The 26977-nt window shown below is 71.8% G+C and carries 20 protein-coding genes; 16 read left to right on the plus strand and 4 right to left on the minus strand.

The window, feature by feature from the left end; translation table 11 throughout:
- Positions 1-2: 2 nt before the first annotated feature.
- A complete protein-coding gene (locus H9645_RS04425) occupies positions 3-1418 on the plus strand; it encodes a coniferyl aldehyde dehydrogenase (RefSeq protein WP_191728535.1) in 1416 nt (471 codons plus the stop codon).
- 94 nt (positions 1419-1512) lie between these two features.
- Positions 1513-2283, plus strand: coding sequence for an exodeoxyribonuclease III (gene xth, locus H9645_RS04430; RefSeq protein ID WP_191728536.1), 771 nt, complete (start codon positions 1513-1515; stop codon positions 2281-2283).
- Between the two features lie 62 nt (positions 2284-2345).
- Here xth and H9645_RS04435 read toward each other — a convergent pair whose 3' ends face one another.
- Together H9645_RS04435 and H9645_RS04440 are read right to left on the minus strand one after the other, a co-directional pair.
- Positions 2346-2612, minus strand: coding sequence for a GlsB/YeaQ/YmgE family stress response membrane protein (locus H9645_RS04435; protein WP_191728537.1), 267 nt, complete (start codon positions 2610-2612; stop codon positions 2346-2348).
- A gap of 86 nt (positions 2613-2698) precedes the next feature.
- Positions 2699-4081: an AMP-binding protein gene (locus tag H9645_RS04440; protein ID WP_191728538.1), complete on the minus strand. Its 1383-nt coding sequence runs from the start codon at positions 4079-4081 to the stop codon at positions 2699-2701.
- A 115-nt stretch (positions 4082-4196) separates the two neighbouring features.
- Between H9645_RS04440 and H9645_RS04445 the strand changes: the two genes are divergently transcribed.
- From H9645_RS04445 to H9645_RS04500, 12 genes are all read left to right on the plus strand, one after another.
- Positions 4197-4790: a 4'-phosphopantetheinyl transferase family protein gene (locus H9645_RS04445; RefSeq protein ID WP_191728539.1), complete on the plus strand. Its 594-nt coding sequence runs from the start codon at positions 4197-4199 to the stop codon at positions 4788-4790.
- 47 nt (positions 4791-4837) lie between these two features.
- The gene (gene rsmG, locus H9645_RS04450; protein ID WP_191728540.1) at positions 4838-5479 is read left to right on the plus strand and encodes a 16S rRNA (guanine(527)-N(7))-methyltransferase RsmG; all 642 of its coding nucleotides are present in this window, start codon (positions 4838-4840) and stop codon (positions 5477-5479) included.
- Positions 5480-5547: 68 nt separating this feature from the next.
- A complete protein-coding gene (locus tag H9645_RS04455) occupies positions 5548-6336 on the plus strand; it encodes a ParA family protein (protein ID WP_191728541.1) in 789 nt (262 codons plus the stop codon).
- The gene (locus H9645_RS04460; RefSeq protein WP_191728542.1) at positions 6333-7265 is read left to right on the plus strand and encodes a ParB/RepB/Spo0J family partition protein; all 933 of its coding nucleotides are present in this window, start codon (positions 6333-6335) and stop codon (positions 7263-7265) included. The genes H9645_RS04455 and H9645_RS04460 overlap by 4 nt, the downstream gene beginning before the upstream one ends.
- Positions 7266-7599: 334 nt before the next feature.
- Entirely contained in the window at positions 7600-7836 is a 237-nt protein-coding gene (gene rpmB, locus H9645_RS04465; RefSeq protein WP_189498266.1) for a 50S ribosomal protein L28, read from the plus strand.
- Positions 7837-7846: 10 nt separating this feature from the next.
- Positions 7847-8011: a 50S ribosomal protein L33 gene (gene rpmG / locus H9645_RS04470; RefSeq protein ID WP_133322566.1), complete on the plus strand. Its 165-nt coding sequence runs from the start codon at positions 7847-7849 to the stop codon at positions 8009-8011.
- Between the two features lie 202 nt (positions 8012-8213).
- Positions 8214-11678, plus strand: coding sequence for a hybrid sensor histidine kinase/response regulator (locus H9645_RS04475; RefSeq protein ID WP_191728543.1), 3465 nt, complete (start codon positions 8214-8216; stop codon positions 11676-11678).
- Between the two features lie 131 nt (positions 11679-11809).
- The gene (locus H9645_RS04480; protein ID WP_191728544.1) at positions 11810-12439 is read left to right on the plus strand and encodes a hypothetical protein; all 630 of its coding nucleotides are present in this window, start codon (positions 11810-11812) and stop codon (positions 12437-12439) included.
- 34 nt (positions 12440-12473) lie between these two features.
- A complete protein-coding gene (locus H9645_RS04485) occupies positions 12474-14348 on the plus strand; it encodes a flotillin family protein (protein ID WP_191728545.1) in 1875 nt (624 codons plus the stop codon).
- Between the two features lie 61 nt (positions 14349-14409).
- Positions 14410-19770, plus strand: a complete 5361-nt coding sequence (locus tag H9645_RS04490) for a DNA repair ATPase (RefSeq protein WP_191728546.1) — start codon at positions 14410-14412, stop codon at positions 19768-19770.
- Positions 19767-20525, plus strand: coding sequence for a hypothetical protein (locus H9645_RS04495; protein WP_191728547.1), 759 nt, complete (start codon positions 19767-19769; stop codon positions 20523-20525). The genes H9645_RS04490 and H9645_RS04495 overlap by 4 nt, the downstream gene beginning before the upstream one ends.
- 86 nt (positions 20526-20611) lie before the next feature.
- A complete protein-coding gene (locus H9645_RS04500; protein WP_191728548.1) occupies positions 20612-21715 on the plus strand; it encodes a toxic anion resistance protein in 1104 nt (367 codons plus the stop codon).
- A 2-nt stretch (positions 21716-21717) separates the two neighbouring features.
- Here H9645_RS04500 and H9645_RS04505 read toward each other — a convergent pair whose 3' ends face one another.
- Together H9645_RS04505 and acs are read right to left on the minus strand one after the other, a co-directional pair.
- On the minus strand, positions 21718-22386 hold the full coding sequence (locus tag H9645_RS04505; protein WP_191728549.1) for a response regulator: 669 nt from the start codon (positions 22384-22386) through the stop codon (positions 21718-21720).
- Positions 22387-22392: 6 nt separating this feature from the next.
- The gene (gene acs, locus H9645_RS04510) at positions 22393-24336 is read right to left on the minus strand and encodes an acetate--CoA ligase (RefSeq protein ID WP_191728550.1); all 1944 of its coding nucleotides are present in this window, start codon (positions 24334-24336) and stop codon (positions 22393-22395) included.
- Positions 24337-24445: 109 nt separating this feature from the next.
- Between acs and H9645_RS04515 the strand changes: the two genes are divergently transcribed.
- Positions 24446-26263 (plus strand): putative nucleotidyltransferase substrate binding domain-containing protein, encoded by a 1818-nt coding sequence (locus tag H9645_RS04515; RefSeq protein WP_191728551.1) that lies wholly within the window; start codon positions 24446-24448, stop codon positions 26261-26263.
- Position 26264: 1 nt separating this feature from the next.
- Complete coding sequence (locus tag H9645_RS04520) at positions 26265-26894, plus strand: exonuclease domain-containing protein (protein WP_191728552.1); 630 nt, start codon at positions 26265-26267, stop codon at positions 26892-26894.
- Positions 26895-26977 lie beyond the last annotated feature (83 nt).

The raw sequence follows: 26977 nt of genomic DNA on the forward strand, positions 1-26977 counted from the left end.
CCATGGACGACCCGACCCCGCTGGACGCGCTGCGGCCCACGCTCGACCGACTGCGCGGCGCCTGGGAAGCGCGTCGTCCCGACGCGCGCCAGCGACGCAGCGACCTCGATCGCCTGGCCGAGGCGCTGCGCGCAGGACGCGATGCGATGGTCGACGCCATCGACGCCGATTTCGGCCACCGCTCCCGGCACGAGACGCTGCTGGCCGAAGGCATGGGCGCGGTGTCGGAAGTGCGGCGCTTGCGGCGCTCGCTGGGCCGCTGGATGCGTCCCGCGCGCGGCGGCGCCGGCTGGCGGCTGTGGCCGGCGCGCGCACAGCTCCGGCGCGAGCCGCTGGGCGTGGTCGGCGTGATGTCGCCATGGAACTACCCGGTGATCCTTGCGCTGGCACCGCTGGCCACCGCGATCGCCGCCGGCAACCACGTCTACCTCAAACCGTCGGAGCAGACGCCGCGCACTTCGGCCTGGCTGCGCGATCTGCTGGCCACCGTGTTCCCGGAAGACCGCGTGGCGGTGGCCCTGGGCGGGCCGGAGCTCGCGTCGGCCTTCTCCGCGCTGCCCTTCGACCACCTGGTGTTCACCGGCTCGACGGCCGTCGGGCGCCGGGTGATGGCCGCGGCGGCGGAGAACCTGACCCCGCTGACGCTGGAACTGGGCGGCAAGTCGCCGGCGATCGTCGCCGCCGACTATCCGCCGGCGAAGGCCGCCGCGCGGCTGGCGACCGGCAAGTGGTTCAACGCCGGCCAGACCTGCATCGCACCCGACTACGTGCTCGTCGCGCGTGCCTCCCGCGACGCCCTGGTCGATGCGCTGCGCGCCGAGGTGCGGGCGCGCTACCCCGACCTCGCGGCCTCGTCCGACTACACCTGGATCATCAGCGGCGGGCAGCACCGCCGCCTGCGCGGACTGGTGGAGGACGCCCGCGCCCGTGGACTGGAGGTCATCGAGCTGGCCGAGGTGCACCCGGCGGTCGCCCTGCGCCACCGGATCGTCCCGCCGACCCTGGTCCTCGATCCCGGGGACGACGCCCTGCTGATGCGGGAGGAGATCTTCGGCCCGGTGCTGCCGGTGATCGCCTACGACCGCCTGGAGGACGCCATCGCCTTGGTGCGCCGGCGCGACCGGCCGCTGGCGCTGTATCCCTTCAGCCACGACCGCGCGACGGTCGAAGCCATCCTCGGCCAGGTGGTGGCGGGAGGAGTGACCGTCAACGACACCCTGCTGCACTTCGCCGCCCACGGCCTGCCCTTCGGCGGCGTCGGTGCCAGCGGCATGGGCGCCTACCACGGCCGCGCCGGCTTCGACGCCATGACCAGGGCGATGCCGGTGCTGTGGCAGCGCCGCGTCGCCGCCAGCGACCTGCTGCGTCCGCCTTACCGGGGCCTGGCCGACCGGCTGGTGCGGCTGCTGGCGCGATGAGCGGCCGGGCCCGCGGGCGCTCGCGACCGCGTCCGTCCGCGGACAGTCGGGGCCGGGTTTGCCCTGCGTGCCGCCGAACGGGGATCATCCGCGCATGAAAATCGCCAGCTGGAACGTCAACTCCCTCAACGTCCGCCTGCCGCACCTGCAGCAGTGGCTCACCGCCTTCGCGCCCGACATCGTCGGCCTGCAGGAAACCAAGCTCGACGACGCACGCTTCCCCGACGACGCGCTGGCGGCGCTCGGCTACCGCAGCGTCTTCCTCGGCCAGAAGACCTACAACGGCGTCGCGATCCTCGCCCGCGACCGCGCCATCGGCGAGGTGCAGTACGGCATCCCCGGCTTCGAGGACGAGCAGAAACGCGTGATCGCGGCCACCGTCGGCGACCTGCGCATCGTCAACCTGTACGTGGTCAACGGCCAGGACGTGGGTACCGACAAGTACGCCTACAAGCTGCGCTGGCTGGCGGCGGTGCGCGACTGGCTGGCCGCGGAACTGCAGCGGCACCCGCGGATGGTGGTGCTGGGCGACTTCAACATCGCGCCCGATGCGCGCGACGTGCACGATCCCGAGGTCTGGGACGAAGGCCACATCCTGACCTCGACCGACGAGCGCGCGGCGCTGCGGGATCTGCTGGATCTCGGCCTGCACGACGCCTTCCGCCTGCACAGCGAAGAGGCCGGGGTGTTCAGCTGGTGGGACTACCGCCAGGCGGCATTCCGCCGCGACCTCGGCCTGCGCATCGACCTGACCCTGGTCTCGGATGCGCTCCGCGCCGGGGCCCTGGCCTCGGGCATCGACCGCGAGCCGCGGACCTGGGAGCGGCCCAGCGACCACGCGCCCGCCTGGGTCCAGCTGGCCTGAGCCCCGGAACGACGAAGGCCCGGCACAGGCCGGGCCTTCGCGTGGATCGTCAGGGCGGCGCCTCAGCGCACGCTGCCCCGCTTGAACAGGTTGACGATCGCCAGGAGGATGATCGCACCGAGCAGCGAGACGATGAAGCTCATGATGCTGATGCCGTCGTTGATCGAGCCGGCGCCCAGCAGCGGGCCGATCAGCCAGCCGCCGATGAACGCGCCGACGATGCCGACGATGATGTTGAGCAGGATGCCCTGCTGCGCGTCGCGGCGCATGACGATGCTCGCCAGCCAGCCCACGACGCCGCCGATGATCAACCAGATGATGATGTTCATGTTGCCTCCCTGTCATTCGCCCCAGCGGCGCGGCGCCAGTCTGGGCACGCGGCCGTGATGGCCGCGTAGGGAGTCGCGAGCCGCGTTCACCCGGCGGCCAGCAGCTCCAGCAGCGCCCGCCGGGGCAGCTTGCCGGTCTCGTTGCGGGGCAGGGCCGTGACGATGCGCAGGGGGCGGGGCAGGAACACGGGATCGACGGCCTGGCGCAGCGCGTTCCGCACCGTCGCCTCGTCCATGCCCGGCGCGACCACCGCAGCCGCCAGGCGGCGCACGCCGCAGGCATCGGGCTCGAGCTGCACCAGGGCGGCGTCGAGGACCCCGGGAACCGCCAGCAGGCGGTGGGTCAGGTCGCCGAGCGAGGCGCGCTTGCCGGCGATCTCGAGCAGGTCGGACTGCCGCCCGCACAGCCGGAAGCGGCCCCCGGGCAGGAGTTCCACGATGTCGGCCAGCGCGACCGCGTCGCGCAGGTGGGCGGCCCGCACCAGGGTGCCGTCGGGCTGCGGCTGCAGCTCGACGCCCGGCAGCAGGGTCCAGGCCTCCTCGCAGGCGGTGCGGCGGCGGGCCAGGATGCAGGTCTCGGTGGACCCGAACATCTCGCGCACCTCGCAGCCGAAGGCGGCCTCGGCTTCGGCCGCCAGCGCCTGCGGCAGCGGCGCGGTGGAGGCGACGATGCCCGCCAGCGGCGGCAGCGCGACGCCGGATCCGACCAGGGCGCGCAGGTGCACCGGCGTGGTCACCAGCAGCGGCGGCAGCGGCGACGAGGCCAGCGCGGCCGCGATGTCGACCGGGAAGAACGGGCGCGCCTCGTGCACGGCCACGCCGCCCAGCAGCGGCAGCAGCACCGACATCTCCATGCCGTACATGTGCTGCGGCGGCACGGTGGCGACCACGTGGGCCGTGTCGCCGACCACGGGCAGCAGGCCGGCCAGGGCCGCCATGTTCTGCGCGGTGCTCGCGGCGAAGCTGCCCCAGGTCTTCGGATTGGCCTTCGGCGCGCCGGTGCTGCCCGAGGTGTAGCCGATGGCCACGACCGCGGCGTCGGCGACCCGGGGCATGTCGCCGCCCGCGCGCGGCAGCGCGTCGGGCAGGCGCAGGTAGTGCGGCAGCGGCGCGATGTCCTCGCAGCCGCAGGCGTCGGCATCGCCGAGGCAGTAGCTGTCGGGATGGCGGGCGCGGACCTCGTCGATCGCCGCGCGCGTGCGCGAGGGCGGCAGCAGCGTGACCTGGCCGCGCACGGCGGCGGCGGCGAAGGCGACGAGGAAGCGGTGGCGGTCCTCGCACAGGTTGAGCGCGAACGGACGGTCGGGCAGCAGCGCGGCCAGACCGCGCACCTCGTCCAGGAAGTCGCGTAGCGCGACGCCGCCAGCGCTGCCGAACGCGATCGGACGCTCCGCGGCGCCGGCCACCAGCGCCGAAGCCGTGCCGGTGGCGACGTCCTGCCGCCCGTGGTTGCCGATGACTGCCGACATGCGCTCCATTCTCCCGGACGCGCCTGCGCCCCCCGTGACTCCCGGCGGAACGCCTGCGCGCCGGGGCGGTTACTTTACGCTGGGCGCCCGCCGCGCTCCAAAGGATCCCGTTTCGATGCCGCTCGCCGCAGGCCACCTCCAGCTCGGGCCCGTCCGCTGTGCCTGGCGCCCCTACCGCCACGGCGAGGCGGCCGAGCCGCTGGTGCGCGACTGGCTGTCCGGGGAACTCGGCGCGGCCCCCGAGGCGCTGGCGATCCGCCGCAGCCGCCACGGCCGCCCCTGCCTGGACGCGGCGCATGCCGACTGGGACGCCAGCTGGAGCCACAGCGGCGAGGGCCTGCTGATGGCGCTGGCGCGGGACCTGCGCGTGGGCATCGACCTGGAGGTGAAGCGGCCGCGGCCCAAGGCGCAGGTGCTCGCCAACCGTTTCTTCGCGCCGGCCGAGGCCACGGCGCTGGCCGCGCTGCCGGACGCGCGGCGCGAGGCGGCCTTCGTGCGGCTCTGGTGCGCCAAGGAGGCGGTGCTGAAGGCGCATGGCCAGGGTCTGTCCTTCGGCCTGCACCGGCTGGTATTCGCGCGCGCGGCCGACGGCTGGCAGCTGGTGGAGTGCGATCCGGCGCTGGGCCAGCCTGCGGACTGGTCGCTGCGGACCTTCCGCCCCGCGCCCGACTACCTCGCGACCCTGGCCTGGCGCGCCCGCTGGGACTGAACGGCCGGGGCGGCAGGCCGGCCCGGCCGGGCACCTACAATGCCCGCATGAACGACGCCCCCCACGCCCTCCTCGACGCCGGCCTGGCCACGCTCGGCCTCGACCCCGCGCTGGCGGCGCCGCTGCGCCGCTACCTCGACCTGCTCGCTCGCTGGAACCGCACCTACAACCTCACCGCCATCCGCGATCCCGGCGAGATGGTGACCCTGCACCTGCTCGACTCGCTGTCGATGCACGCGCACATGGACGGCGTGTCCAGGCTGGCCGACCTCGGCACCGGCGCCGGCCTGCCGGGGATCCCGCTGGCGATCGCGCGCCCCGGGCTCGAGGTCACCCTGGTCGAGTCCAACGGCAAGAAGGCGCGCTTCCTGCGCGAGGCCGTGCGCAGCCTCGGCCTGGCCAATGCGCGCGTGGCGGAGTCGCGGGCCGAGGCCGTCGACATGCCCGGCGCCTTCGACGCCATCACCGCCCGCGCCATGGCGACCCTGGCCGATATCGTCGCCGTCGGCGGCCACCTGCTGGCGCCGGGCGGTCGGCTGCTGGCGATGAAGGGCGTGCGCCCCGACGCCGAGATCGCCCTGCTTCCCGCGGGCTGGGAGGTCGAGGCGATCCATCCGCTCGCCGTGCCCGGGCTCGGGGCCGAACGCCATCTGGTGGTGGTGGGCCGCGCGGCGCCGGGCGGGGCATAATCATCGGCCCGGCCGGGGATTCCGGGCCGGGGAATCCCGCCGCATCCTGCATCGAGGCAGACGAGCCCATGGCCCGCATCATCGCCATCGCCAACCAGAAGGGCGGCGTCGGAAAGACGACCACGGCGGTGAACCTTGCCTCCGCCCTCGCGCAGACGCCCAAGCGCGTGCTGCTGGTCGACCTCGACGCGCAGGGCAACGCCACCATGGGCAGCGGCGTCGACAAGCGCGAGTTGACGGCCTCGACCTGCGACGTGCTGCTCGAGGAGGTGCACGCCGCCGACGCGGTGGTGGCCACGCCCGAGGGCTTCGACCTGATGCCGGGCAACACCGACCTCACCGCGGCCGAGATCGAGCTGATGGACGAGGATGGCCGCGAGCAGCGGCTCAAGCGCGCGCTCGACACGCTGCGCCCGAAGTACGACTACATCATCATCGACTGCCCGCCGGCGCTGTCGCTGCTCACGCTCAACGCGCTCACCGCCGCCGACAGCGTGCTGGTGCCGATGCAGTGCGAGTACTACGCGCTGGAAGGCCTGACGTCCCTGCTGCAGACCATCGACGCGCTGAAGCAGAAGCTCAACCCGGCGCTGGAGATCGAAGGCGTGCTGCGCACCATGTTCGACGTGCGCAACAACCTGGCCAACGCGGTCTCGGCGGAGCTGGTGGAGCATTTCGGCGACAAGGTCTTCCGCACCATCGTGCCGCGCAACGTGCGCCTGGCCGAGGCGCCCAGCCACGGCCAGAGCATCGTCGGCTACGACCGCGCATCGCGCGGCGCCATCGCCTACCTCGGCCTGGCCGGCGAGATGCTCCGCCGCCAGCGCGAGCGCGAACAGAAGGAGAAAGCGGCATGACCGATGCCAGGAAGGCAGCCGCAGCCAAGACCCCGGCGAAGAAGCGCGGCCTGGGCCGCGGGCTGGAGGCGCTGCTGGGACCCAAGGCGGCGGAAGAGGCGCCGGCGCTGGAAGCGCGCCCCGGCGACACCCTGCGCACCCTGCCGGTCGACGCGCTGGCGCCGGGCAAGTACCAGCCCCGCCGCCACATGGACCCGGCCAAGCTGACCGAGCTGGCAGAATCGATCCGCGTGCAGGGCGTGATCCAGCCGATCGTGGTCCGCCAGCTGCCCGACCGCACCTTCGAGATCATCGCCGGCGAACGCCGCTGGCGCGCCTCGCGCGAGGCGGGTCTGGCCGAGGTCCCCGTGGTGGTGCGCGAGGTCGACGACCGCACGGTCGTGGCCATGGCGCTGATCGAGAACATCCAGCGCGAGGACCTGAATCCGCTGGAAGAGGCGCAGGCCCTGCAGCGCCTGATCGACGAGTTCGACCTGACCCACGCCGCGGCCGCCGAGGCCGTGGGCCGCTCGCGCGCGGCGGTGTCCAACCTGCTCCGCCTGCTGGAGCTGCCTCCGGCGATCCGGGCGCTGGTCGAGGCCCGCCGGCTGGAGATGGGACATGCCCGGGCCCTGCTGACCCTGTCGCCGGAACTCGCCAGCAAGCTGGCCTCCGACGCCGCCGAGCACGGCTGGTCGGTGCGCGAGGTCGAGCACCGCGCCCAGCAGTTCGCCGCCGGCCGGCTCCCGGCCACGGCCAAGAAGAAGAGCGGCGCCCGCAAGGCCCGGCCGCCGGCCGACATCCTGGCCCTGGAAACCGAACTGTCCGAGGCCCTGGCGGCCAAGGTCAGCATCGCCCACGGCCGCGGCAACAAGGGCAGGCTGGTGATCCACTACACCGACCTCGACACCCTGGACGGCGTGCTGGAGCGCCTGCGCCGCCAGCGCTGAGCCCCCCCGTTGCCCGCCCCCACCCTGTAGGAGCAGCTACAGCTGCGACCCGGCGGTGCGACGAATCCGGGCGTGCGGCGAATCCCGGTCGCAGCTGTAGCTGCTCCTGCAGGGCAGGTCGTGGCTTGCCTTGGGCGGGCGCGGGCCGCATAATGCCGGGCTCGCTGTGTCCGGCCGCCCCATCGTGGGCGTCCCCGGCGGCTCCGGAATGCGATCCGGCGCCCCGCCCGGCAGCGACCCTGACCCGCATCGCATGGCGCATTCCCCGAGGGGAGCACGCCGGGGCCGCCGTCCCCCAGGCCATGGGGAACACCAATCACCATCGAGGTGCGTTATGTCCCGAGTTTGCCAGGTCACCGGCAAGCGCGTGCAGACCGGCAACAACGTCTCGCACGCCAACAACAAGACCCGCCGCCGCTTCCTCCCGAACCTGCACGAGCGCCGGTTCTGGGTCGCCAGCGAGAACCGCTGGGTGAAGCTGCGCGTTTCCACGGCTGCCATGCGCACCATCGACAAGAACGGCATCGACTCGGTCCTGGCCGAGCTGCGTGCCCGCGGCGAGAAGATCTGAGGAACCGACCATGCCCAGCAAGCGCGACAAGATCCGACTGATCTCCTCGGCCAACACCGGCCATTTCTACACCACCGACAAGAACAAGAAGAACACGCCCGGCAAGATGGAGATCAAGAAGTACGATCCCGTCGTCCGGAAGCACGTGATCTACAAGGAAGGCAAGATCAAGTAAGGCCCTGCCTTCCTCGTTCCGGAAAGCCCGCCGCAAGGCGGGCTTTTTCGTGGGCGCGGGCCAGGCATGCCCGGCCGCGAACTGCGGGCTGCGGCTTCGCGGTATCGTGGGCATGGTCGCAGCTGTCGCTGCGCGCATAGGGGCGGAACGGTCCAGGCCGGGGAACCGACGGGTCGTCGCCGAGGGTTCGAGGGGAGGTCGGATGCTGCCGGGCTGGTTGCTGCTGCTGGTGTCGCTGGGCTACGCCGCGCTGCTGTTCGCGGTGGCCTGGTGGGGCGACCGCCATCCGGTGCACATGCGCGCCGGCGGCAGCTGGCTGCGGCCGCTGGTCTACAGCCTGTCGCTGGCGGTGTACTGCTCGTCGTGGACCTTCTACGGCGCGGTCGGCTCCGCGGCCCGCAACGGCATCGGCTACTTCGCGATCTACCTCGGTCCGCTGCTGATGCTGCTGTTCGGCTGGCGCATCCTCGAGCGCCTGGCGCTGGTGGCGCAGTCGCAGAGCACGGTCTCGATCTCCGACTTCATCGCCGCGCGCTACGGCCGCGACCAGCGCCTGGCGGCCCTGGTCAGCCTGATCGCGCTGATCGCGGCGGTGCCCTACCTCGCGCTGCAGTACAAGGCGGTGACGCTGAGCCTGCACGTGCTGGGCGGCGAGGACCGCCTGCTGGCCAGCATCGGCGACCCGGCGCTGTACGTGGCGGTGCTGATGGCGCTGTTCGCCATCCTTTACGGCACCCGCCAGGTCGATGCCACCGAGCACCGCCCGGGCATGATGCTGGCCATCTCGCTGGAGTCGATGGTCAAGCTGGTGGCGCTGGTGTCGGTGGGCGTGTTCGCCATGTTCTGGTTCAACGGCCGCGACATCGACCTGGGCGAAGCCACCACCCGCCTGATCCGCGATTCGCCGCCGGTGGGCTTCATCGGCCAGACGCTGCTGGCCTTCGCCGCGATCATCTGCCTTCCGCGGCAGTTCCACGTCGCGGTGGTCGAGTGCATGGACGTCTCGGACATCCGCCGGGCACGCTGGATGTTCAGCGGCTACCTGGCGCTGGTGTCGCTGGCGGTGTTGCCGATCACCGCCGCCGGCGTGGCGATGGGCGCCGGCACGCCCGGCGATTCCGCCGACACCCTGGTGCTGGGCCTGCCGCTGTCCGAAGGCCGCGACCTGCTGGCGCTGTTCGCCTACGTCGGCGGCTTCTCCGCGGCCACCGGCATGGTCATCGTCTCCAGCGTGGCCCTGGCGACCATGGTCTCCAACGACCTGGTGATGCCGCCACTGCTCAGGCGCGGCTGGGCCCAGCGCAACGACGGCAACGTCGCCTCGACCGTGCTCTGGATCCGCCGGGTCGCCATCCTGTGCTTCGCGGCCATGGCCTACGGCTACTACCGGGTGAGTGGCAGCGACACCACGCTCGCGGCCTTCGGCCTGATGTCGTTCGCGGCGGTGGCGCAGTTCGCGCCGGCGCTGATCGGCGGCCTGTACTGGCGCGGCGCCAGCCGCCAGGGCGTGGAGGCCGGCCTGCTGCTCGGCTTCGCGATGTGGATCTACACCCTGATGCTGCCCACGCTGACCCAGGCCGGCTGGCTCGACGATGCCTGGATGCTGGACGGACCCTTCGGCATCGAGTGGCTGCGCCCGCAGGGCCTGTTCGGCCTCTCCGGCTGGGACCCGCTGACCCATGGCACGTTCTGGTCGCTGCTGGTGAACATCGGCGCGCTGTTCCTGGTCTCGGCGCGCTGGCGCCCGAGCTTCGAAGAGCGCCTGCGCACCGCGCCCTTCCTCGACCCCTATGCCTCGGCGCAGCTGCTGCCGGGCAGCGGCGTGCCGCACGGCAGCATGCCGCTGGGCGACCTGATGACGCTGGCCGGACGCATCGTCGGCGAGTCCACCGCGCGCCGCGCCTTCGCCGACCACGCCGCCGCCAGCGACCGCGAGTTCAACCCGGCCACCCCGACCGACCGCGCCTGGGCACAGTTCACCGAGCGCCTGCTCGCCGCCGCCATCGGCGCGCCCTCGGCGCGGCTGGTGATGACCAGTGCGCTGAAGGGCTCGGGCATGGACGTCGCGCACGTCGTGGCCGTGCTCGACGAGGCCGGCCAGGACCTGCGCTTCGACCGCGCGATTCTCTCGGCCACGCTCGACAACCTCGACCAGGGCGTCAGCGTGGTCGACCGCGACATGCGCCTGGTGTCCTGGAACCGCCGCTACCAGGAGATGTACGACTACCCGGAGGGCATGCTCTACGTCGGCCGCCCGGTGGCGGACCTGATCCGCTACAACGCGCGTCGCGGCGAACTTGGCGGCGGCCACCCCGACATCGACGCCGAGATCGACAAGCGCATCGAGTACATGCGCGCCGGCTCGCCGCACGTGTTCGAGCGCGTGCGCTCCACCGGCCAGGTGGTGGAGATGCGCGGCCAGCCGCTGCCCGGCGGTGGCTACGTCACCAGCTACAGCGACGTCACCGACTACAAGCGCGTGGAGCGAGAGCTGCGCGAAGTCAACGAAACGCTGGAGCAGCGCGTGGCCACCCGCACGCGCGAGGCCGAGGCGGCGCAGGCCTCGCGCACGCGGTTCCTGGCCGCGGTCAGCCACGATGTGCTGCAGCCGCTCAACGCCGCGCGCCTGTTCGCCTCGGCGCTGCGCGAAAGCGACTCCGCCGCCGAGCAACGCCACCTGGCCGAGCGCGTGGACACGTCGCTGCGCGCGGCCGAGGAGCTGCTGGAGGGCCTGCTCGACGTCTCGCGCCTGGACACCGGCGCGCTGGCGCCGCAGCTGTCGGACTTCGACGCCGCCGAACTCCTGGCCGACCTCGCCGCGCAGTACGCACCGCTGGCGGCCGCGCGCGGCATCGACCTGCGCGTGCACGCGCGCACCCTCCCGGTGTGCAGCGACCGTCGCCTGCTGCGTCGCGTGCTGCAGAACTTCCTCGCCAATGCACTGCGCTACACGCGCGAGGGCCGGATCGTGCTGGCCGCGCGCCCGCGCGGCGGCGAGGTCGAACTGCAGGTCTGGGACACCGGTCCCGGCATCCCCGAGTACCACCTCAAGCAGATCTTCGACGAGTTCTTCCGCATCGACCAGCCCGGCAGCTGGGACGCCCAGGGCCTTGGCCTGGGCCTGTCGATCTGCCAGCGCATCTCCAACGTGCTCGGCCACCCGCTCAACGTGCGCTCGCGCACCGGTCGCGGCAGCATGTTCTCGATCCGCGCGCCGCGCTCCCGCCATGCCGCGCTGCCGCGCGCGCCGCTGCCCGAAGCCGGCGCGGGCATCCCCGACTCGCTCGAGGGCATGCGCGTGCTGTGCGTGGACAACGACGTCGACATCCTCGCCGGCATGGTGCTGCTGCTGGGGCGCTGGAAGGTCGAGGTGCTGCGCGCCACCACGGTCGACGAGGCGCTGTCGAAGATGGCGGAGTCGCCGGACGTGCTGCTGGTCGACTACCACCTGCACGACCGCCTCGACGGGCTCGACACGCTGGACGCACTGCGCGAGCACGGACCGCGCGTGCCCGGCGCGCTGGTGACCGCCGACGGCAGCGACCAGGTCAAGCGCGAAGCGCGCGCGCGCGGCTACCGGGTGCTGACCAAGCCGATCAAGCCGGCCTCGCTGCGGGCGTTCCTGGCGGCGCAGCGCAGCGCCCACGCCGCGGGGCACGGCCCCTGACCCGGGCCTCCGGTCACATCCGCGGCGGTCGATGCGTCCGGGGACTGAACGGATGACAAACGGGGCTGGCATGATGTCCGCCCCCGGGGGACCGGCCGCAGCGCATCGCCGCAGCGGACACAGGAGGCGGGATGGACGCGTTTCTCAACACATCGCTCGGCTTCCCGACGCTCGTCTACAGCGTCCTGCTGGGCGGCTGCATGGCCTACTGGCTGCTGGCCGCCACCGGCCTGGTGGAGATCGATGGACTCGACCTGCCCGAGTTGGGCCTCGACGCCGAGCCCGGCGGCATCGCCGGCATCTTCGGCCGCCTGGGACTGACCGGCGTGCCGACGATGCTGGTGGTGACGCTGGTCGTGTTCTTCGCCTGGGTGCCCACCTATTTCGTGCAGCTCCTCCTGCTCGATCGCTTTCCCGGCCCGCTGCGCTGGCTGCTCGGCGGGGGCGTGGCGCTGCTCGTGCTGCCGCCGGCGATCCTGGCCACGGCCGCCGCGCTGCGACCGGTGCGGCGCTGGCTGCTGCGCCTGCGCCCGCCGCCCACCACGTCCCTGCTCGGCCGGGTGGCCGTGGTCCGCACGCCGGACGTGGACGCCACGCACGGCATGGCCGACCTCGACGACGGCGGCGCCGGCCTGGTGCTGCAGGTCCGCGGCGAGGCCGCGGCCGGCATGAAGCGCGGCGACCGCGTGGTGCTGATCGCCCACGCCGTCGACGACAACACCTGGAACGTCGTGCCCGAGCGCGACTACGCACACCTCTGATCCGAACGCACAAGACCCGACTGGAGACCCACCGATGGAATTCGCCCTGTTCGCCCCCTTCCTGATCGGCATTGGCATCGTGCTGGTGGTGCTGGTCGGCATCGCCGGCCTGTTCAAGGCCTTCTACAAGAAGGTCGACCAGGGCACGGCGCTGATCGTCAACGACCTCAGCGCGACGCCCAAGGTGCGCTTCACCGGCGCGCTGATCATCCCGGTGCTGTACCGCGCCGAGCTGATGCAGATCAGCCTGATCACCCTGCAGATCGACCGACGCGGCAAGGAGGGCCTGATCTGCCGCGACAACATGCGCGCCGACATCACCGTGGCCTTCTACCTGCGCGTCAACGAGACCCAGGCCGACGTGCTGCGCGTGGCCAAGGCGCTGGGCGCCGACCGCGCATCGGACAAGCATGCCGTGGACGAGCTGTTCAACGCCAAGTTCTCCGAGGCGCTGAAGACGGTGGGCAAGAAGTTCGAGTTCACCGACCTGTTCGAGAAGCGCCAGGAATTCCGCGACGAGATCATCAAGGTCATCGGCAACGACCTCAACGGCTATGTCCTGGAGGACGTCGCAATCGACTACCTCGAGCAGACGCCCAAGCACGTGCTCGACCCGAGCAACATCCTCGACGCCGAGGGCATCCGCAAGATCACGGAGCTGACCGCCTCGCAGAACGTGATCACCAACGAGCTGTCGCAGAACGAGCACCTGGCGATCACCAAGAAGAACGTCGAGACCCGCGAGGCGACGCTTGCGCTGGAGCGCCAGCAGGCCGAGGCCGAGGCGCGCCAGAAGCGCGAGATCGAGACCATCCAGGCGCGCGAGCAGGCCGAGACCGCGAGGGTGCAGGAAGAGCAGCGCCAGCTGGCCGAGAACGCGCGCATCGAGGCCCAGCAGCTGATCGACATCCGCGACCAGAACCGCCTGCGCGAGGTGGAAGTGGCCGAGCAGAACCGCCAGCGCGCGGTCGCGATCGAGGCCGAGCGGGTGGCGCGCGCGAAGCAGCTGGAGCAGGTCACCACCGACCGCGAGGTGCAGCTGCAGGGCGTGGAGCGCGACAAGGTGGTCGAGCAGGGCCGGATGGACGTGGCCAACATCACCCGCGAGCGCATCGCCATCGACAAGACCGTGGCCCAGGAGGAGGAGCGCATCAAGGAGGTGCGCGAGATCTCCGAGGCCGACCGCCTGAAGCAGATCGCGATCCTCGACGCCGAGGCGCGCGCCCAGCAGGCGCTGCTGGAGCAGGTGAAGGAGGCCGAGGCGCGCGAGACCGCGGCGAAGCACCGTTCGGTGGAAATCACCACGCTGGCCCAGGCGGAGCTGGAGGCCGCGCACAAGCAGGCCGAAGCGAAGAAGACCCTGGCCGAGGGCGTGCGCGCCGAGCAGGCCGCACCCGGCCTCGCCGAGGCCCAGGTCAAGGAAGCCGGCGCGGTCGCGATCGAGAAGGTGGGCGTGGCCGAGGCGCGCGTGGTCGACGTCATGGCCGATGCCAACCTCAAACAGGGCAAGGCCGAGGCCACGATCCTGGCCGAGAAGCTGTTCGCCGAGGCCGAGGGCCTGACCAAGAAGTTCCAGGCCATCGACGCCCTGACCGACAACGCGCGCAGCCACGAGGAGTACCGCATGGCGCTCGACACCAGCCTCAAGCAGGCGCTGGCCTCGATCGAGGCGGGCAAGGAAGTGTCGAAGGAGAACGCGGAGGTGGTCGCCACGGCGCTGCGCAACGCCGACATCGACATGGTCGGCGGCGACGGCGGCATGTTCGACAGCCTGGTCAGGGCGATCTCGCTGGGCAAGTCGATCGAGGGCCTGACCGACAAGAGCCCGGTGGTGCAGGAGCTGCTGCAGAAGTACCTGGGCGTCGCCGGCGGCCGCGCGCTGCCGGGCCAGGCTGCCAGCACGGACTGATGCCGCACGCCCGCGCGGCGATCCGCGCGGGCACCTTCGAAGCACGGGAACAACGCAGCCGATGACCGAACCCAACACCAGCAGCGAGTCCGCGCAGGCCAGCGTCGACGCCGGCGCTTCCGCCGCCGTCGACCAGGCCGTGGCCCAGGGCGGCGCCTACGAGGTCCTGCGCCGCCGCCTCGGCGAACAGGGCGCGCGGCTGCGCGGCATCGTCGACGGGCTCAACGCCCGCCGCCTGGAGGAGTTCGGCGACAGCCGGATGGAGGTCGCCGGGCGCTTCCGCATCCGCACGGAGAACAACTGCGTCGGCCGCGACATCGTCCAGGTCGGCGGCGACCTGCTGCTGTTCGGCTACAACGTCTACATCGGCCTGAAGACGCAGACCCGCATCGAGGACGTGTTCGGCCTCTATCGCCTGGTCGAGGGCCCCGACGGCTACGACGTCACCCCGGTGGACTTCAAGGGCACGTTCCTGGCCGACCCCGGCTTCGTGCGCGACTTCACCGAGCTCTACGCCTACTACAAGCACGCCCGCCTGCTGCAGCTGATCGTGCGCGACGGCAGGCTGCTGGCGGCGTTCCAGATCGGCGAGCGCAGCAGCGACGTGCGCGTGTTCCGCTGGGCGATCGCCAGCGACGGCGCGATCAGCTGGATCGATACCCGCGGCGAGCGCGACATCGCCCTGCCGCCGGCCTTCGACTTCGAGTGGACCCGCGCCACCCGCGACCTCGAGGAGACCGGCCGCCACCCGCACCTCAACATCCTCGACACCGTCTTCGTCGAGACTACCGGCGGCGACCTCACGGTCAAGGTCGAGAACAACACCGACACCGGCCAAGGCGTGTACAGCGAGCCGGTGGAGGACGCGACCCAGTCGCTGGACGACGCCACCATCGACTTCGCCCGCGTCGGCCCGCTGCTGCTGCTGAAGGTGCTGCCCTACCGCGAGACCGCGTGGCGCGGCCTGGTCTACAACACGATCACCGGCACCGTGACCCGCATCGACGCCATCGTGCAGGCCTGCGTGCAGCTGCCGGAGGACCACGGCATCGTGTTCCCCGGCGGCTACTACCTGCAGAACGGCGAGCACAAGGCCTTCGACGCGCAGATGGACGGCATGCAGTTCAAGCGCAGCCTGCGCTCGCCCAACGGCGAGGACGTCATGTACGTCTTCTACGACCGCGAGGCCGGGCGCTCGGCGCTGTTCGTCTACAACTCGATCCGGCGCGCGCTGCAGAACCCGGTGTTCGGCCACGGCTACGCGCTGCTGGCCGACGGCCGCATGGTGCTGTTCCACGCCGAGGGCGACGCGCCCACGCGCATCCACCCGATGCAGGTCTGGCGCACGCCCTTCACCAGCGAGGAATACGCCGCGCAGCGCCCGCCGGGCACCAGCTTCATGGGCCGGATCGGCAACGCCGCGCTGGTGCGCGGCATCTCCGACCTGCTGGAGCTGGCGCGGACCATCGACGACCCGGCGGCCTCGCTGCAGCGCTACCAGCGGCTGGTCGAGGACGCCCGGCGCATGTTCGACGCCCATCACTGGATCGACGACGCCCATTGCGACGGCGCGGCCGAACTGCTGCGCGCGATCAGCGCCACCGGCGAGTCGGTGCTCGACGAGTACGAGAAGGTCGAGGACATCCGCCGCCAGTCCGACGCGGCCATGGCCCGGGCCAGCGCGGCGCATCGCGCCCTGCTCGGACGGCTCAGGCCGGAGAACTGGAGCGGCATCGGCGAGTACGTCGAGGCGCTGCAGGAGATCTCGCGCCAGCGCGGCCAGCTGCTGACCATCCGCGAGCTGCGCTACATCGACACCGCCGCCATCGACGCCATGGGCGCGGAGCTGCAGGAGGCGCACGACGCCATCGGCAGCGCCACCGGCGGGTTCCTCGGCGGCGACCGGGCGCTGCAGGCCTTCCACGAGCGCCTGAAGCAGCTCGACGCGGACGCGCATGCGGCGGAGACCGCGCGCGCGCTCGACGCCGCGCTCGAAGGCCTGCACGCGATGTCGGCCGAGCTCGACATGCTGTCCGAGCTGATGGCCAGCCTGAAGGTCGACGACGCCACCCGGCGCACCGCCGTGGTCGAGGCGATCTCGGCGATCTACGCCCGCCTCAACCAGGCCCGCGCGCGCGCCGGGCAGAAGCGCCGCAGCCTGGGCTCGGCCGAGGCCGTGGCCCAGTTCGGCGCCCAGTTCACGCTGTTCGGCCAGTCGATCGCCAGCGCGCTGGGACTGGCCACCGATCCCGAGCGCGCCGACGAACAGCTGTCGCGGCTGATGGTGCAGCTGGAGGAGCTGGAGAGCCAGTTCGGCGAGCACGAGCAGTTCCTCGGCGACATCCTCGCCAAGCGCGAGGAGCTGCTCGATACCTTCGAGGCGCACAAGCAGGCCCTGCTCGACGATCGCCAGCGCCGCGCGCAGGCGGTGTTCGACGCCGCCGCGCGCATCCTCGACGGCCTGCCGCGGCGCACCGAGCGCTTCACCGGCGCCGACGAGCTCAACGCCTTCTTCGCCGGCGATCCGCTGGTCCTCAAGCTGCGCGAGCTGGCCGGGCGCCTGCGCGAGCTGCGCGACAGCGTCAAGGCCGACGACGTCGAGGCGCGCCTGAAGGGCGTGCGCGACCAGGCGGTGCGCAGCCTGCGCGACCGCAGCGACCTGTTCGAGGACGGCGGCAGCGTGATCCGCCTCGGGCCGCGCCACCGCTTCAGCGTCAACACCCAGCCGCTGGACCTGACCATCCTGCCGCGCGGCGACGCGCTGGCGATCCACCTCACCGGCACCGACTACTACGAGACCCTGCACGATCCCGAGCTCGAGGCCCTGCGCGACTGGTGGCAGGTGACGCTGGAGTCCGAGTCCGCGGCGCTGTCGCGCGGCGAGTACCTGGCCGGCCTGGTGCTCGACGCCGCGCGCCACGGCCGCGACGGGCTGGACATGGATACGCTCGAACACGCGGCCGCCGACCCGCAGGCGCTGGAACGCCTGGTCCGCGACTTCGCCGCCCCGCGCTACCGCGAGGGCTACGAGAAGGGCATCCACGACCACGACGCCGCGCTGCTGCTGCGCGCCCTGCTGCCGCTGTATCGCGGCGCCGGGGCGCTGGTGCACGCGGCGGAAGCGCGCGCGCTGGCGCTGCTGGGCTGGCGGCAGCTCAGGAACAATGCCGACGCGGCGGCCTGGCCGCAGCGCGCCGTCGGTGCCGGGGCCGTGCGCAGCCTGTTCGGCTCGCGCGAGGCGCTGGACGCGCTGCGCACGGAGATCGCGGCGGCACTGGCCGGCTTCGTCGCCGAGCATGCGCTGCCGGTCGAGGCCTCGCTGGCCGGCATCGGCGCCGACTACCTGCTCGAGGAGCTGCGCGGCGGCGACCCCACCTTCGGTTTCAGCCACTACGCCCGCGAGCTCGTGGATGCGCTGCGCGCGAAGCTGCAGGCCGCGGACATGGAGGAGGTCTTCGACCGCTCGCTGGAGCATCTCTCCGATCGACCCGGTGCGCAGTGGGCGCTGGCCGCGCAGTGGCTGCGTGCGATGTGTGCCAGCGGCGGACACGCGGAACTCGCCGGCTACGTGCCCGAGGCCATCGCCCTGCTGCTCACCGGCGATGCGCTGCGCCACCGCATCGTCGACGCCAGCCTGATCGCCCGCGTCGAAGGCCTGCTCGGCCAGCATCCGCGGATCGAGGGCGGGCGCATGGAGCTACCGGTCGACGACTTCCTGCTGCGCTTCCGCCACCACCGCGAGCACTTCATTCCCGGCTTCGAGGGCTACCAGGCCATCCGCCAGCGCATCGCCAGCCGCGAGCGCGAGGCGCTGCGCCTGTCCGAGTTCAGGGCGCGCCCGCTGAGCTCCTTCGTGCGCAACAAGCTGCTCGACCAGGTGTACCTGCCGATCATCGGCGACAACCTCGCCAAGCAGATGGGCACCGTGGGCGAGGACAAGCGCAGCGACCTGATGGGCCTGCTGATGCTCATCTCGCCGCCGGGCTACGGCAAGACCACGCTGATGGAGTACGTGGCCAACCGCCTGGGCCTGGTCTTCATGAAGATCAACGGCCCGGCGCTGGGCCACGAGGTGAAGTCGCTGGATCCGGAGCAGGCGCCGGACGCCACCTCGCGCCAGGAGCTGGAGAAGCTCAACCTGGCGCTGGAGATGGGCAACAACACCATGCTGTACGTCGACGACATCCAGCACACCCATCCCGGGTTCCTGCAGAAATTCATCTCGCTGTGCGACGGCACGCGGCGCATCGAGGGCGTGTGGAAGGGCCGCACGAAGACCTACGACATGCGCGGCAAGAAGTTCTGCGTGGTCATGGCCGGCAATCCGTACACGGAGTCGGGCGAGGTGTTCCGGATCCCGGACATGCTCGCCAACCGCGCCGACATCTACAACCTCGGCGACGTGCTCGGCGGCATGGAGGAGGCCTTCAAGCTCAGCTACATCGAGAACAGCCTGACCTCGAGCCCGGTGCTGGCGCCGCTGGCCACGCGCGACCTGGCTGACCTGCACCTGCTGGTGGAGAAGGCCGAAGGCCGCGACGTCTCCACCAACGCCCTCTCGCACGCCTACAGCGGCGCCGAGGTCAACGAGATCGTCGCCACGCTGCAGCGGCTGATGCAGGTGCGCGACGTGGTCTACCGCGTCAACCAGCAGTACATCGCCAGCGCCGCGCAGGCCGACCGCTACCGCACCGAGCCGCCGTTCAAGCTGCAGGGCAGCTATCGCAACATGAACAAGCTGGCCGAGAAGGTCTCGCCGGTGATGAATGCCGCCGAGCTGCAGCAGCTCATCGCCGATCACTACATGGGCGAGTCGCAGCTGCTGACCACCGGCGCCGAGGAGAACCTGCTCAAGCTGGCCGAGCTGCGCGGGACCATGACCGAGGCGCAGTCCGGGCGCTGGGCGCAGGTGAAGCGCGACTTCCTGCGCAACAAGGCCATGGGCGGCGAGGACGCCGATACCGGCGCGCGCGTGGTCGCGCAGCTGGCCGACATCGCCGCGAACCTGGAGTCGCTGCAGGACGCGCGCGCGGCGGCGCCAACGCAGGCCGAGGTGCCCTGGGAACAACTGCTGGCCTCGCTGCGTGCGGACACGGCGGCCACCGACAGTGCGGACCGCCAGGGCGACCGCGACGCCGGCATGGCGATCCCGGCCCTCCTGCAGGCCCTGCCTGAAGCGATGCGCGGCGCCTTCGAGCCGGTGCTGCTGCATCTTTCCGGCGGGGCCGAGCGCCAGGCCGAGCTCAATTCCGCCCTGGTCCGCATCCTCGACCTGCTGCGCACCAGGCTCGAGGCATCCCTGGCGACGGCCGCGGCGCCCGCGCAGCGCCGCAAGCGCAGTCCGACCGCACAGGAGATCGAGCTGGAGGAGCTGCTGCGCCAGCTGCGCATCCGCAACGGCGAAAGCCCGGACGACATGTGAGCACGCCCGGACCGCAGGCCGGGCCGCCGGTCGATCTCGACGATGCCCTGGCCGTGCTGCGCTACGGCCAGGACGTCCTCGACGAGGGGCTGGAGGCGCGCATCAACGCGGCGCTGGATCCGGCCGCCGCCGGCAGCCTGGTCGCGCGCCTCGACGAGCTGCGCCGCGCGCTGCAGGCGCACGACCCGCGCAGCGCCCGCCGCGGCGTGGGGCTGCTCGGTCGCCTGCTCGGCCGCGACGTGCTGGCCGAGTCCGAAGCGGCCGGGCTGCGGGCCCGCATGGGCACCCTGGTCGCCGCCGCCGACCGCAGCGCCGCCGACCTTGAAGCCCGCGGCGAGACCCTGCGGCGGCTCCAGGACGAAGCCGCCGGCGTGATCGCCGGCATCGGCGCCGCGATTGCCCGCGCGCGTGACTGGCTGGCCGCGCAGCCCGACGACCGCACCGGCACCGCGGCCGGCGGCCTCCCGGCCCTGCCCACCTCCACGCCGCGCGCGAACCTCGAGCGCCGCCTCGACCAGCTCGCCATCGTGCAGGCCACCCGCGAGCAGGGCCTGCAGCAGCTGGCCCTGCTGCAGGCCCAGGACCTCGAACTGCTGGCACGCTACCGGCGCATCCGCGACGTGCTGCTTCCGGCCTGGCGCCAGCAGGCGCTGGCCGAAGCGGGCCGCGCCGGTCGCGCGCGCAGCGCCGCCGCGGCGCAGGCCTGGGCGGCCATCGAATCGGAAGTGGATGCGATGGCCGCTAGACTCGACTGAACGGCGACCGGGCCGCGGCCATGGCCGCTCCCGCGTGAACCGGCGGCCTTGCCGCCAACGACGACAGACACCCACGGAGAACCCGCATGAGCCAGGACCCCAACGACACCGGCGCCCTCGTCCCCGCCGCCGAGGTGCTCGACGACGCCACGCTCAAGGCCCTGGGCCTGACGGCCGACGACAGCGGCGCCATCGCCGAGATCGCCAGGTCGCTGCAGGACATCAGCCCCGGCAACCTGCACGTGTTCGGCCGCGAGGCCGCCAGCAAGACCGCGGCCTTCTCCAGCCGCATGCTCGACCAGGTGCGCAACAGCGACCTCGACGAGGCCGGCAGCAAGCTGGGCGAAGTGGTGCGCATCGCGCGCTCGCTGGACCTGGACAGCTTCGCCGGCCGATCGAAGGTCCCGGTGATCGGTGGCCTGATCGACCGCCTGCGCGCCTCGAAGGACGACCTGGTGCAGAAGTTCAGCAGCACCAACCAGCAGATCGAGCAGCTGATGCGCGACGTGGCGCAGAAGCAGGACGCGCAGGCCAGGCGCGTGGGCGAGTTCGACCGCATGCACGAGATCGTGCGCGAGGAGCGCCATGCCCTTGGCCTGCACGTCGCCGCCGGCAAGCAGCGGCTGGCCGAGCTGGCCGCCGAACAGCGGTCGCTGGCCGGCCTGGAGGATCCCGTCTCGCGCGACCGCCGCGCCGGCGTCGAGACCGCGATCCGCCTGCTCGACAAGCGCGTCGGCGACCTGACGGTGATGCAGCACGCCGCCGACCAGTCGCTGCCGATGATCCGCCTGATCCAGGCCAACGCGATCCAGCTGATCGAGAAGTTCAGCGCGGTGCGCAACGTCACCATTCCCTCGTGGAAGCGCCAGTTCGCGATCCAGCTTTCGCTCGACGAGCAGAAGAACGCCGTCGAGCTGTCCAACGCGATCGACGACGCCACCAACGAGATCATGCGCAAAAACGCCGACCTGATGCGCCAGACCTCGGTCGAGACCGCCAAGGCCAACCAGCGCGCGGTGATCGACATCGCCACCCTGCGCCACGTCCACGAGCAGCTGATCCAGACCGTGGAGGAGGTCCGCGACATCCACCGCGAGGGCATGCAGGCGCGCCAGCAGGCGGAAGTGGAGCTGGCGCAGCTGCGGGACGAGGTGCAGCAGCGCCTGGCCGCCCCCGCGCAGGAGGGCTGAGCTCAGTCGGGCTCGTCGGGCTGCGGCGCCAGCGCACCCGGCTCCAGCGCCAGCTTGCCGGCGATCAGCACCGCCTGGGTGCGGTTGCTGGCGCCGAGCTTGCGCAGGATCGCGGTCATGTGGGCCTTGATGGTGGCCTCCGACACCTTCAGCTCGAAGGCGATCTGCTTGTTGAGCAGGCCCTCGCCCAGCATCTGCAGGACGCGGAACTGCTGTGGCGTCAGGCCGGCCACGCGCTGTGCGGCGTCGTGCTCGTCGGCCGCGGCCGCGGGCGCGGCCAGCGCCGCCGCCGGTGCCCAGCGATCACCTTCCAGCACCTGGCCCAGGGCCTGGCCGAGGATGGCGGAATCCACCGACTTGGGGATGAAGCCCATGGCGCCGTGGTCGAGCGCGCGACGCATCACCGCCGGCTCTTCGCGCGCCGACACCACCACCACCGGCAGCTCCGGATGGTGCGCGCGCAGGTGCACCAGGGCGCTGAAGCCATGGGCTCCCGGCATGTTGAGGTCCAGCAGCAGCAGGTCGGCGTCGGGTTCGGATTCGACCAGCGCGTAGAGCTTCTCGACGCTGTCGGCCTCCTTCAGCGTGGCCCCCGGCAGCACGCGTGCGACCGCCCCCCGCAGCGCTTCGCGGAACAGGGGGTGGTCATCGGCAATCAGCAGGGTGGCCACGTGCGTTCAGGCACCCCGGCGGTTGTCCAGCAGCGCGTCGACCACCGACGGGTCTGCGAGCGTGCTGGTGTCGCCGAGCTGGTCGGGCGCGTTCTCGGCGATCTTGCGCAGGATGCGGCGCATGATCTTGCCCGAGCGCGTCTTCGGCAGCCCCGGCGCCCACTGCAGGACGTCGGGCGAGGCGATCGGGCCGATCTCCTTGCGCACGTGCGCGACCAGCTCCTTCAGCAGCTCGTCGCTCTCGACCTCGCCCGCCACCAGGGTCACGTAGGCATAGATGCCCTGGCCCTTGATGTCGTGCGGGAAGCCGACCACCGCGGCCTCGGCCACCTTGGGATGCAGGACCAGCGCGCTCTCCACCTCGGCGGTGCCGATGCGGTGGCCGGAGACGTTGATCACGTCGTCGACGCGGCCGGTGATCCAGTAGTAGCCGTCGGCGTCGCGGCGTGCGCCGTCGCCGGTGAAGTACATGCCGGGATAGGCGGCGAAGTAGGTGTCGAAGAAGCGCTGGTCGTCACCGTAGACGGTGCGCATCTGGCCCGGCCAGGAATCCATGATCACGAGGTTGCCCTCGCACTCGCCCTCGAGGATGTTGCCGGCGGCGTCGACGATCGCCGGCTGCACGCCGAAGAAGGGCTTCGTGGCCGAACCCGGCTTGGTCGCCCAGGCGCCGGGCAGCGGCGAAATCAGGATGCCGCCGTTCTCGGTCTGCCACCAGGTGTCGACGATCGGGCAGCGGCCCTCGCCGACGACGTCGTAGTACCAGCGCCAGGCTTCGGGATTGATCGGCTCGCCGACGCTGCCGAGCAGGCGCAGCGACTTGCGCGAGGTCTTCCTCACCGGCTCTTCGCCCTCGCGCATCAGCGCGCGGATCGCGGTGGGCGCGGTGTAGAAGATGCTGACCTGGTGCTTGTCCACCACCTGCCAGAAGCGCGAGGCGTCGGGATAGCTGGGCACGCCTTCGAACATCAGCGAGGTGGCGCCGTTGGCCAGCGGGCCGTAGACGATGTAGCTGTGGCCGGTGACCCAGCCGACGTCGGCGGTGCACCAGTAGATGTCGTCGTCCTTGATGTCGAACACCGCCCAGTGGGTGTAGGCGGCGAACAGCAGGTAGCCGCCGGTGGTGTGCAGCACGCCCTTGGGCTTGCCGGTGGACCCGGAGGTGTAGAGGATGAACAGCGGGTCCTCCGCGTTCATGCGCTCGGGCTCGCAGGTGTCGGGCTGGCTGTCGACCACGGCGTCGTACCAGCGGTCGCGCGGCATCTGCATGTCGACCGCGCCGCCGGTGTGGCGGACCACGAGCACGGTCTCGACGGTGGTGGTGCCGGGCAGCTTGAGCGCGGCGTCGACGTTGGCCTTCAGCGGCACCTTCTTGCTGCCGCGCAGGCCTTCGTCGGCGGTGATGATGAGCTTCGCGCCGCTGTCGCGGACGCGGTCGGCGATGGAGTTGGCGGAGAAGCCGCCGAAGACCACGGTGTGGATCGCGCCGATGCGGGCGCAGGCGAGCATCGCCACCGCGGCTTCGACGATCATCGGCAGGTAGATGGTGACGCGGTCGCCCTTGCCGATGCCGAGGCTGCGCAGGGCGTTGCCCAGGCGGCAGACGCGGGCATGCAGCTCGCGGTAGCTGATGTGTTTGGCCTCCGAATCCGGGCCGTCGGGCTCGAAGATCAGCGCGGTCTTGTCGCCGCGCTCGGCGAGGTGGCGATCCAGGCAGTTCACGCTCACGTTGAGCTCGCCATCGGCGAACCAGCGGATCTGGAAGTTCTGGCGGTCAAAGCTGACGTCGCGGACGCGGGTCGGCGGCTTCATCCAGTCCAGGCGCTGCGCGATGCGGCCCCAGAACGCGTCCGGGTCGCGGATCGACTCGGCGTAGTCGCGCGCGTAGTCGGCGCTGGTGACGTTGGCCTGCGCGGCGAAGTCCTCGGGGACGGGATAGAGATCGGACATGGCGGCTCATCCTCTGGAACGTGGCCACCCCAGTTTGCCGCATCGCAGCGCGACGCGGTTTAGACCTTGGTCTATTCACCGCCCATCGCAGGCGACGCACAATGCGGCCATGGATCCCGTGCCCGGCCTGGACCTCAGCCTGCCGCCGTTCGACCTGCTCGACGACGCCGGTCGCCAGCGCCTGCAGGCGGACGTCGACATCGGCTTCCATCCCGGCGGCAGCACCCTGATCGAGGCCGGGCGTGATTCGCCGCACGTGGTTGTCATCCTCAAGGGCCTGGTCCACGCGTTCCAGGTGGACGACCGCGGCCGCGCGGAGCGCTTTGCCGACTACGGGCCGGGCGACGTCATCGGCGCCTGGGCGGTCATGGCCGGACGCGCCCGCCTGAGCTACCGCGCCGAGGGCGACTGCCTGAGCCACCTGATCCCGGCCGCCACCTTCCGCCAGCTGCTGGCCGACAACCCGCGCATGGCGGCGTACTTCAACGAGGGGCTCGCAACCAAGGGCCGGCTCTCCAGCGGCAGCGAACGCCGCGAGGCCGCTGAGCTGATGGTGATCCGGGTCGGCGAGGCCGACCTGGCGCCGGCCGAGCGCGTGGACGGCGCGACCAGCATCGCCGATGCGAGCGCCCGCCTGCGCGAACGCCGCGTGGACTGCCTGCTGGTCTATGACCGGGAGCAGGACGCGCCGGGCATCGTCACCCGTACCGACCTGCTGGAAGCGCTGACCCACAAGCGCCTGCCGCTGGACGCCCCGATCGGCCCGCTGGCCAGTCGCCCGCTGGCCACCATCGGCACCGGCGAAGTGCTGTTCCAGGCCCTGATCGAGATGACCGAGCGCCAGATCGAGCGAGTGGTGGTCACCGAGGGCAGCCGGGTGGCGGGCACCCTGGGCATGGCCGAAGTGCTGGCCCACTTCGCCAGCCACTCCCACCTGATCAGCCTGCGCCTGGCGCGCGCGCAGAGCGTCGACGAGATCGCCGAAGCCGCATCGGGCATGACCCGGCTGGTGCGCAGCCTCAACCTGCACGGCGCGCGCATCCCCTACATGATGGAGCTGGTCAGCGCGCTCAACGGCCTGATCATGCGCCGGATCTTCGAGCTGGCGGTGCCGGCGGAGCGGCGTGACGGCGTCTGCCTGCTGGTGATGGGCAGCGAGGGCCGCCGCGAACAGCTGCTCAAGACCGACCAGGACAACGCCCTGGTGCTGGCCGACGACCTCGACTGGCCCGGGCTCGCCGAGGCGATGGAGCAGTTCAGCGCGGGGCTGGCGAAGGTCGGCTATCCGCCCTGCCCCGGCCGGGTGATGGTGGACAACCCGCACTGGCGGATGCGCGGCGGCGAGTGGCGGGAGCGCATCGGCCAGTGGCGCCACGTGCACGGCGGGCAGGGCGCGCTGGACCTGTCGATCGCGCTCGATGCGCGGCCGATCGCCGGCAACGCGGCGCTGTTCCCACCGGTCAAGGACGCGCTGATGGCGCTGGGGCGCGACGAGATCCTGCTCCACCACCTGGCGGGCGCCACGCTCGAATTCGCTACCCCGCTGACCTTCTTCGGCCGGGTCAGGAGCGGTGGCGCCGGCACCGACATCAAGAAGGGTGGCATCTTTCCGGTGGTGCACGGCCTGCGCTGCCTGGCGCTGCGCCACGGCATCACCGCCACCGGCAGCCGCGAGCGCTGCGCCGCGCTGGTCGAGTGCGGCGAGCTCTCGCCCGGCCTCGGCCGCGACCTGCCGCAGGCGCTCAACGTGTTCCAGCACATGCGCCTGGACGCCCAGTTCGCGGCGTTGGCCGAAGGCCGCGCGCCCGACAACCACATCGACCCCGCGCGGCTGCGGCGCCTGGACCGCGAGCTGATGCGCGACGCCCTGCACGTGGTCAAGGACTTCCGCGCCCACGTCCGCAGCAGCTTCCACCTGCGTGACTAGGATGCGCGCGTTCCGGCGCTGGTGGCTCAAGCGCAAGGTCCGCGACGGCGAGTGGGCGGGCCTGCTGCGGCCGGCACCGCCGGGCGAGTGGGTCAGCCTGGACCTGGAAACCACCGGGCTGGATCCGAAGCGGGACCACATCCTCAGCCTCGCCGCGGTGCCCGTGCGCGACGGCCGGGTGCTGACCTCGGAGCGCTTCGAGCGCCGCATCCGCGCCGACCGCGACTTCGGCATCGACTCCATCCGCCACCACCGCATCACGCCCGACGAGGCCGCCGCGGGCGTTTCGGTGACGACGGCGGTGCGCGAGTTCCTGCACTGGCTGCAGGGACGGACCCTGCTCGGCTACCACCTGGGCTTCGACCTGGCGATGCTGTCGCCGCACGTGCGCGGGCTGACCGGCTTCGGGCTGCCCAACCCGCGCGTGGACCTGGCCGATGCCTTTGCGGCACGGGCGCGCCGCGCGCAGCCCAATGCCCCGCCGAACCTCGACTTCCAGCACATCGCCGACAGCCTTGGCGTCACCGTGCTCGGCCGCCACAGCGCGCTCGGCGACGCGGTCACCGTCGGCCTGTGCTGGCTGGCGCTGCAGGCCCCGCGCTCAACCGCGCCCGGGGCTGCGCGGCGCTAGCACGGTCGCGTGGCACCAGCCCGGCGTATTCGACCAATGGCGAATAGGCGGGGGCCGGCCCCGCAGTCAGGCTCGGGGCACCG

Origin of the sequence: Luteimonas colneyensis (assembly GCF_014836665.1) — a bacterium.
Lineage (GTDB): Bacteria > Pseudomonadota > Gammaproteobacteria > Xanthomonadales > Xanthomonadaceae > Luteimonas > Luteimonas colneyensis.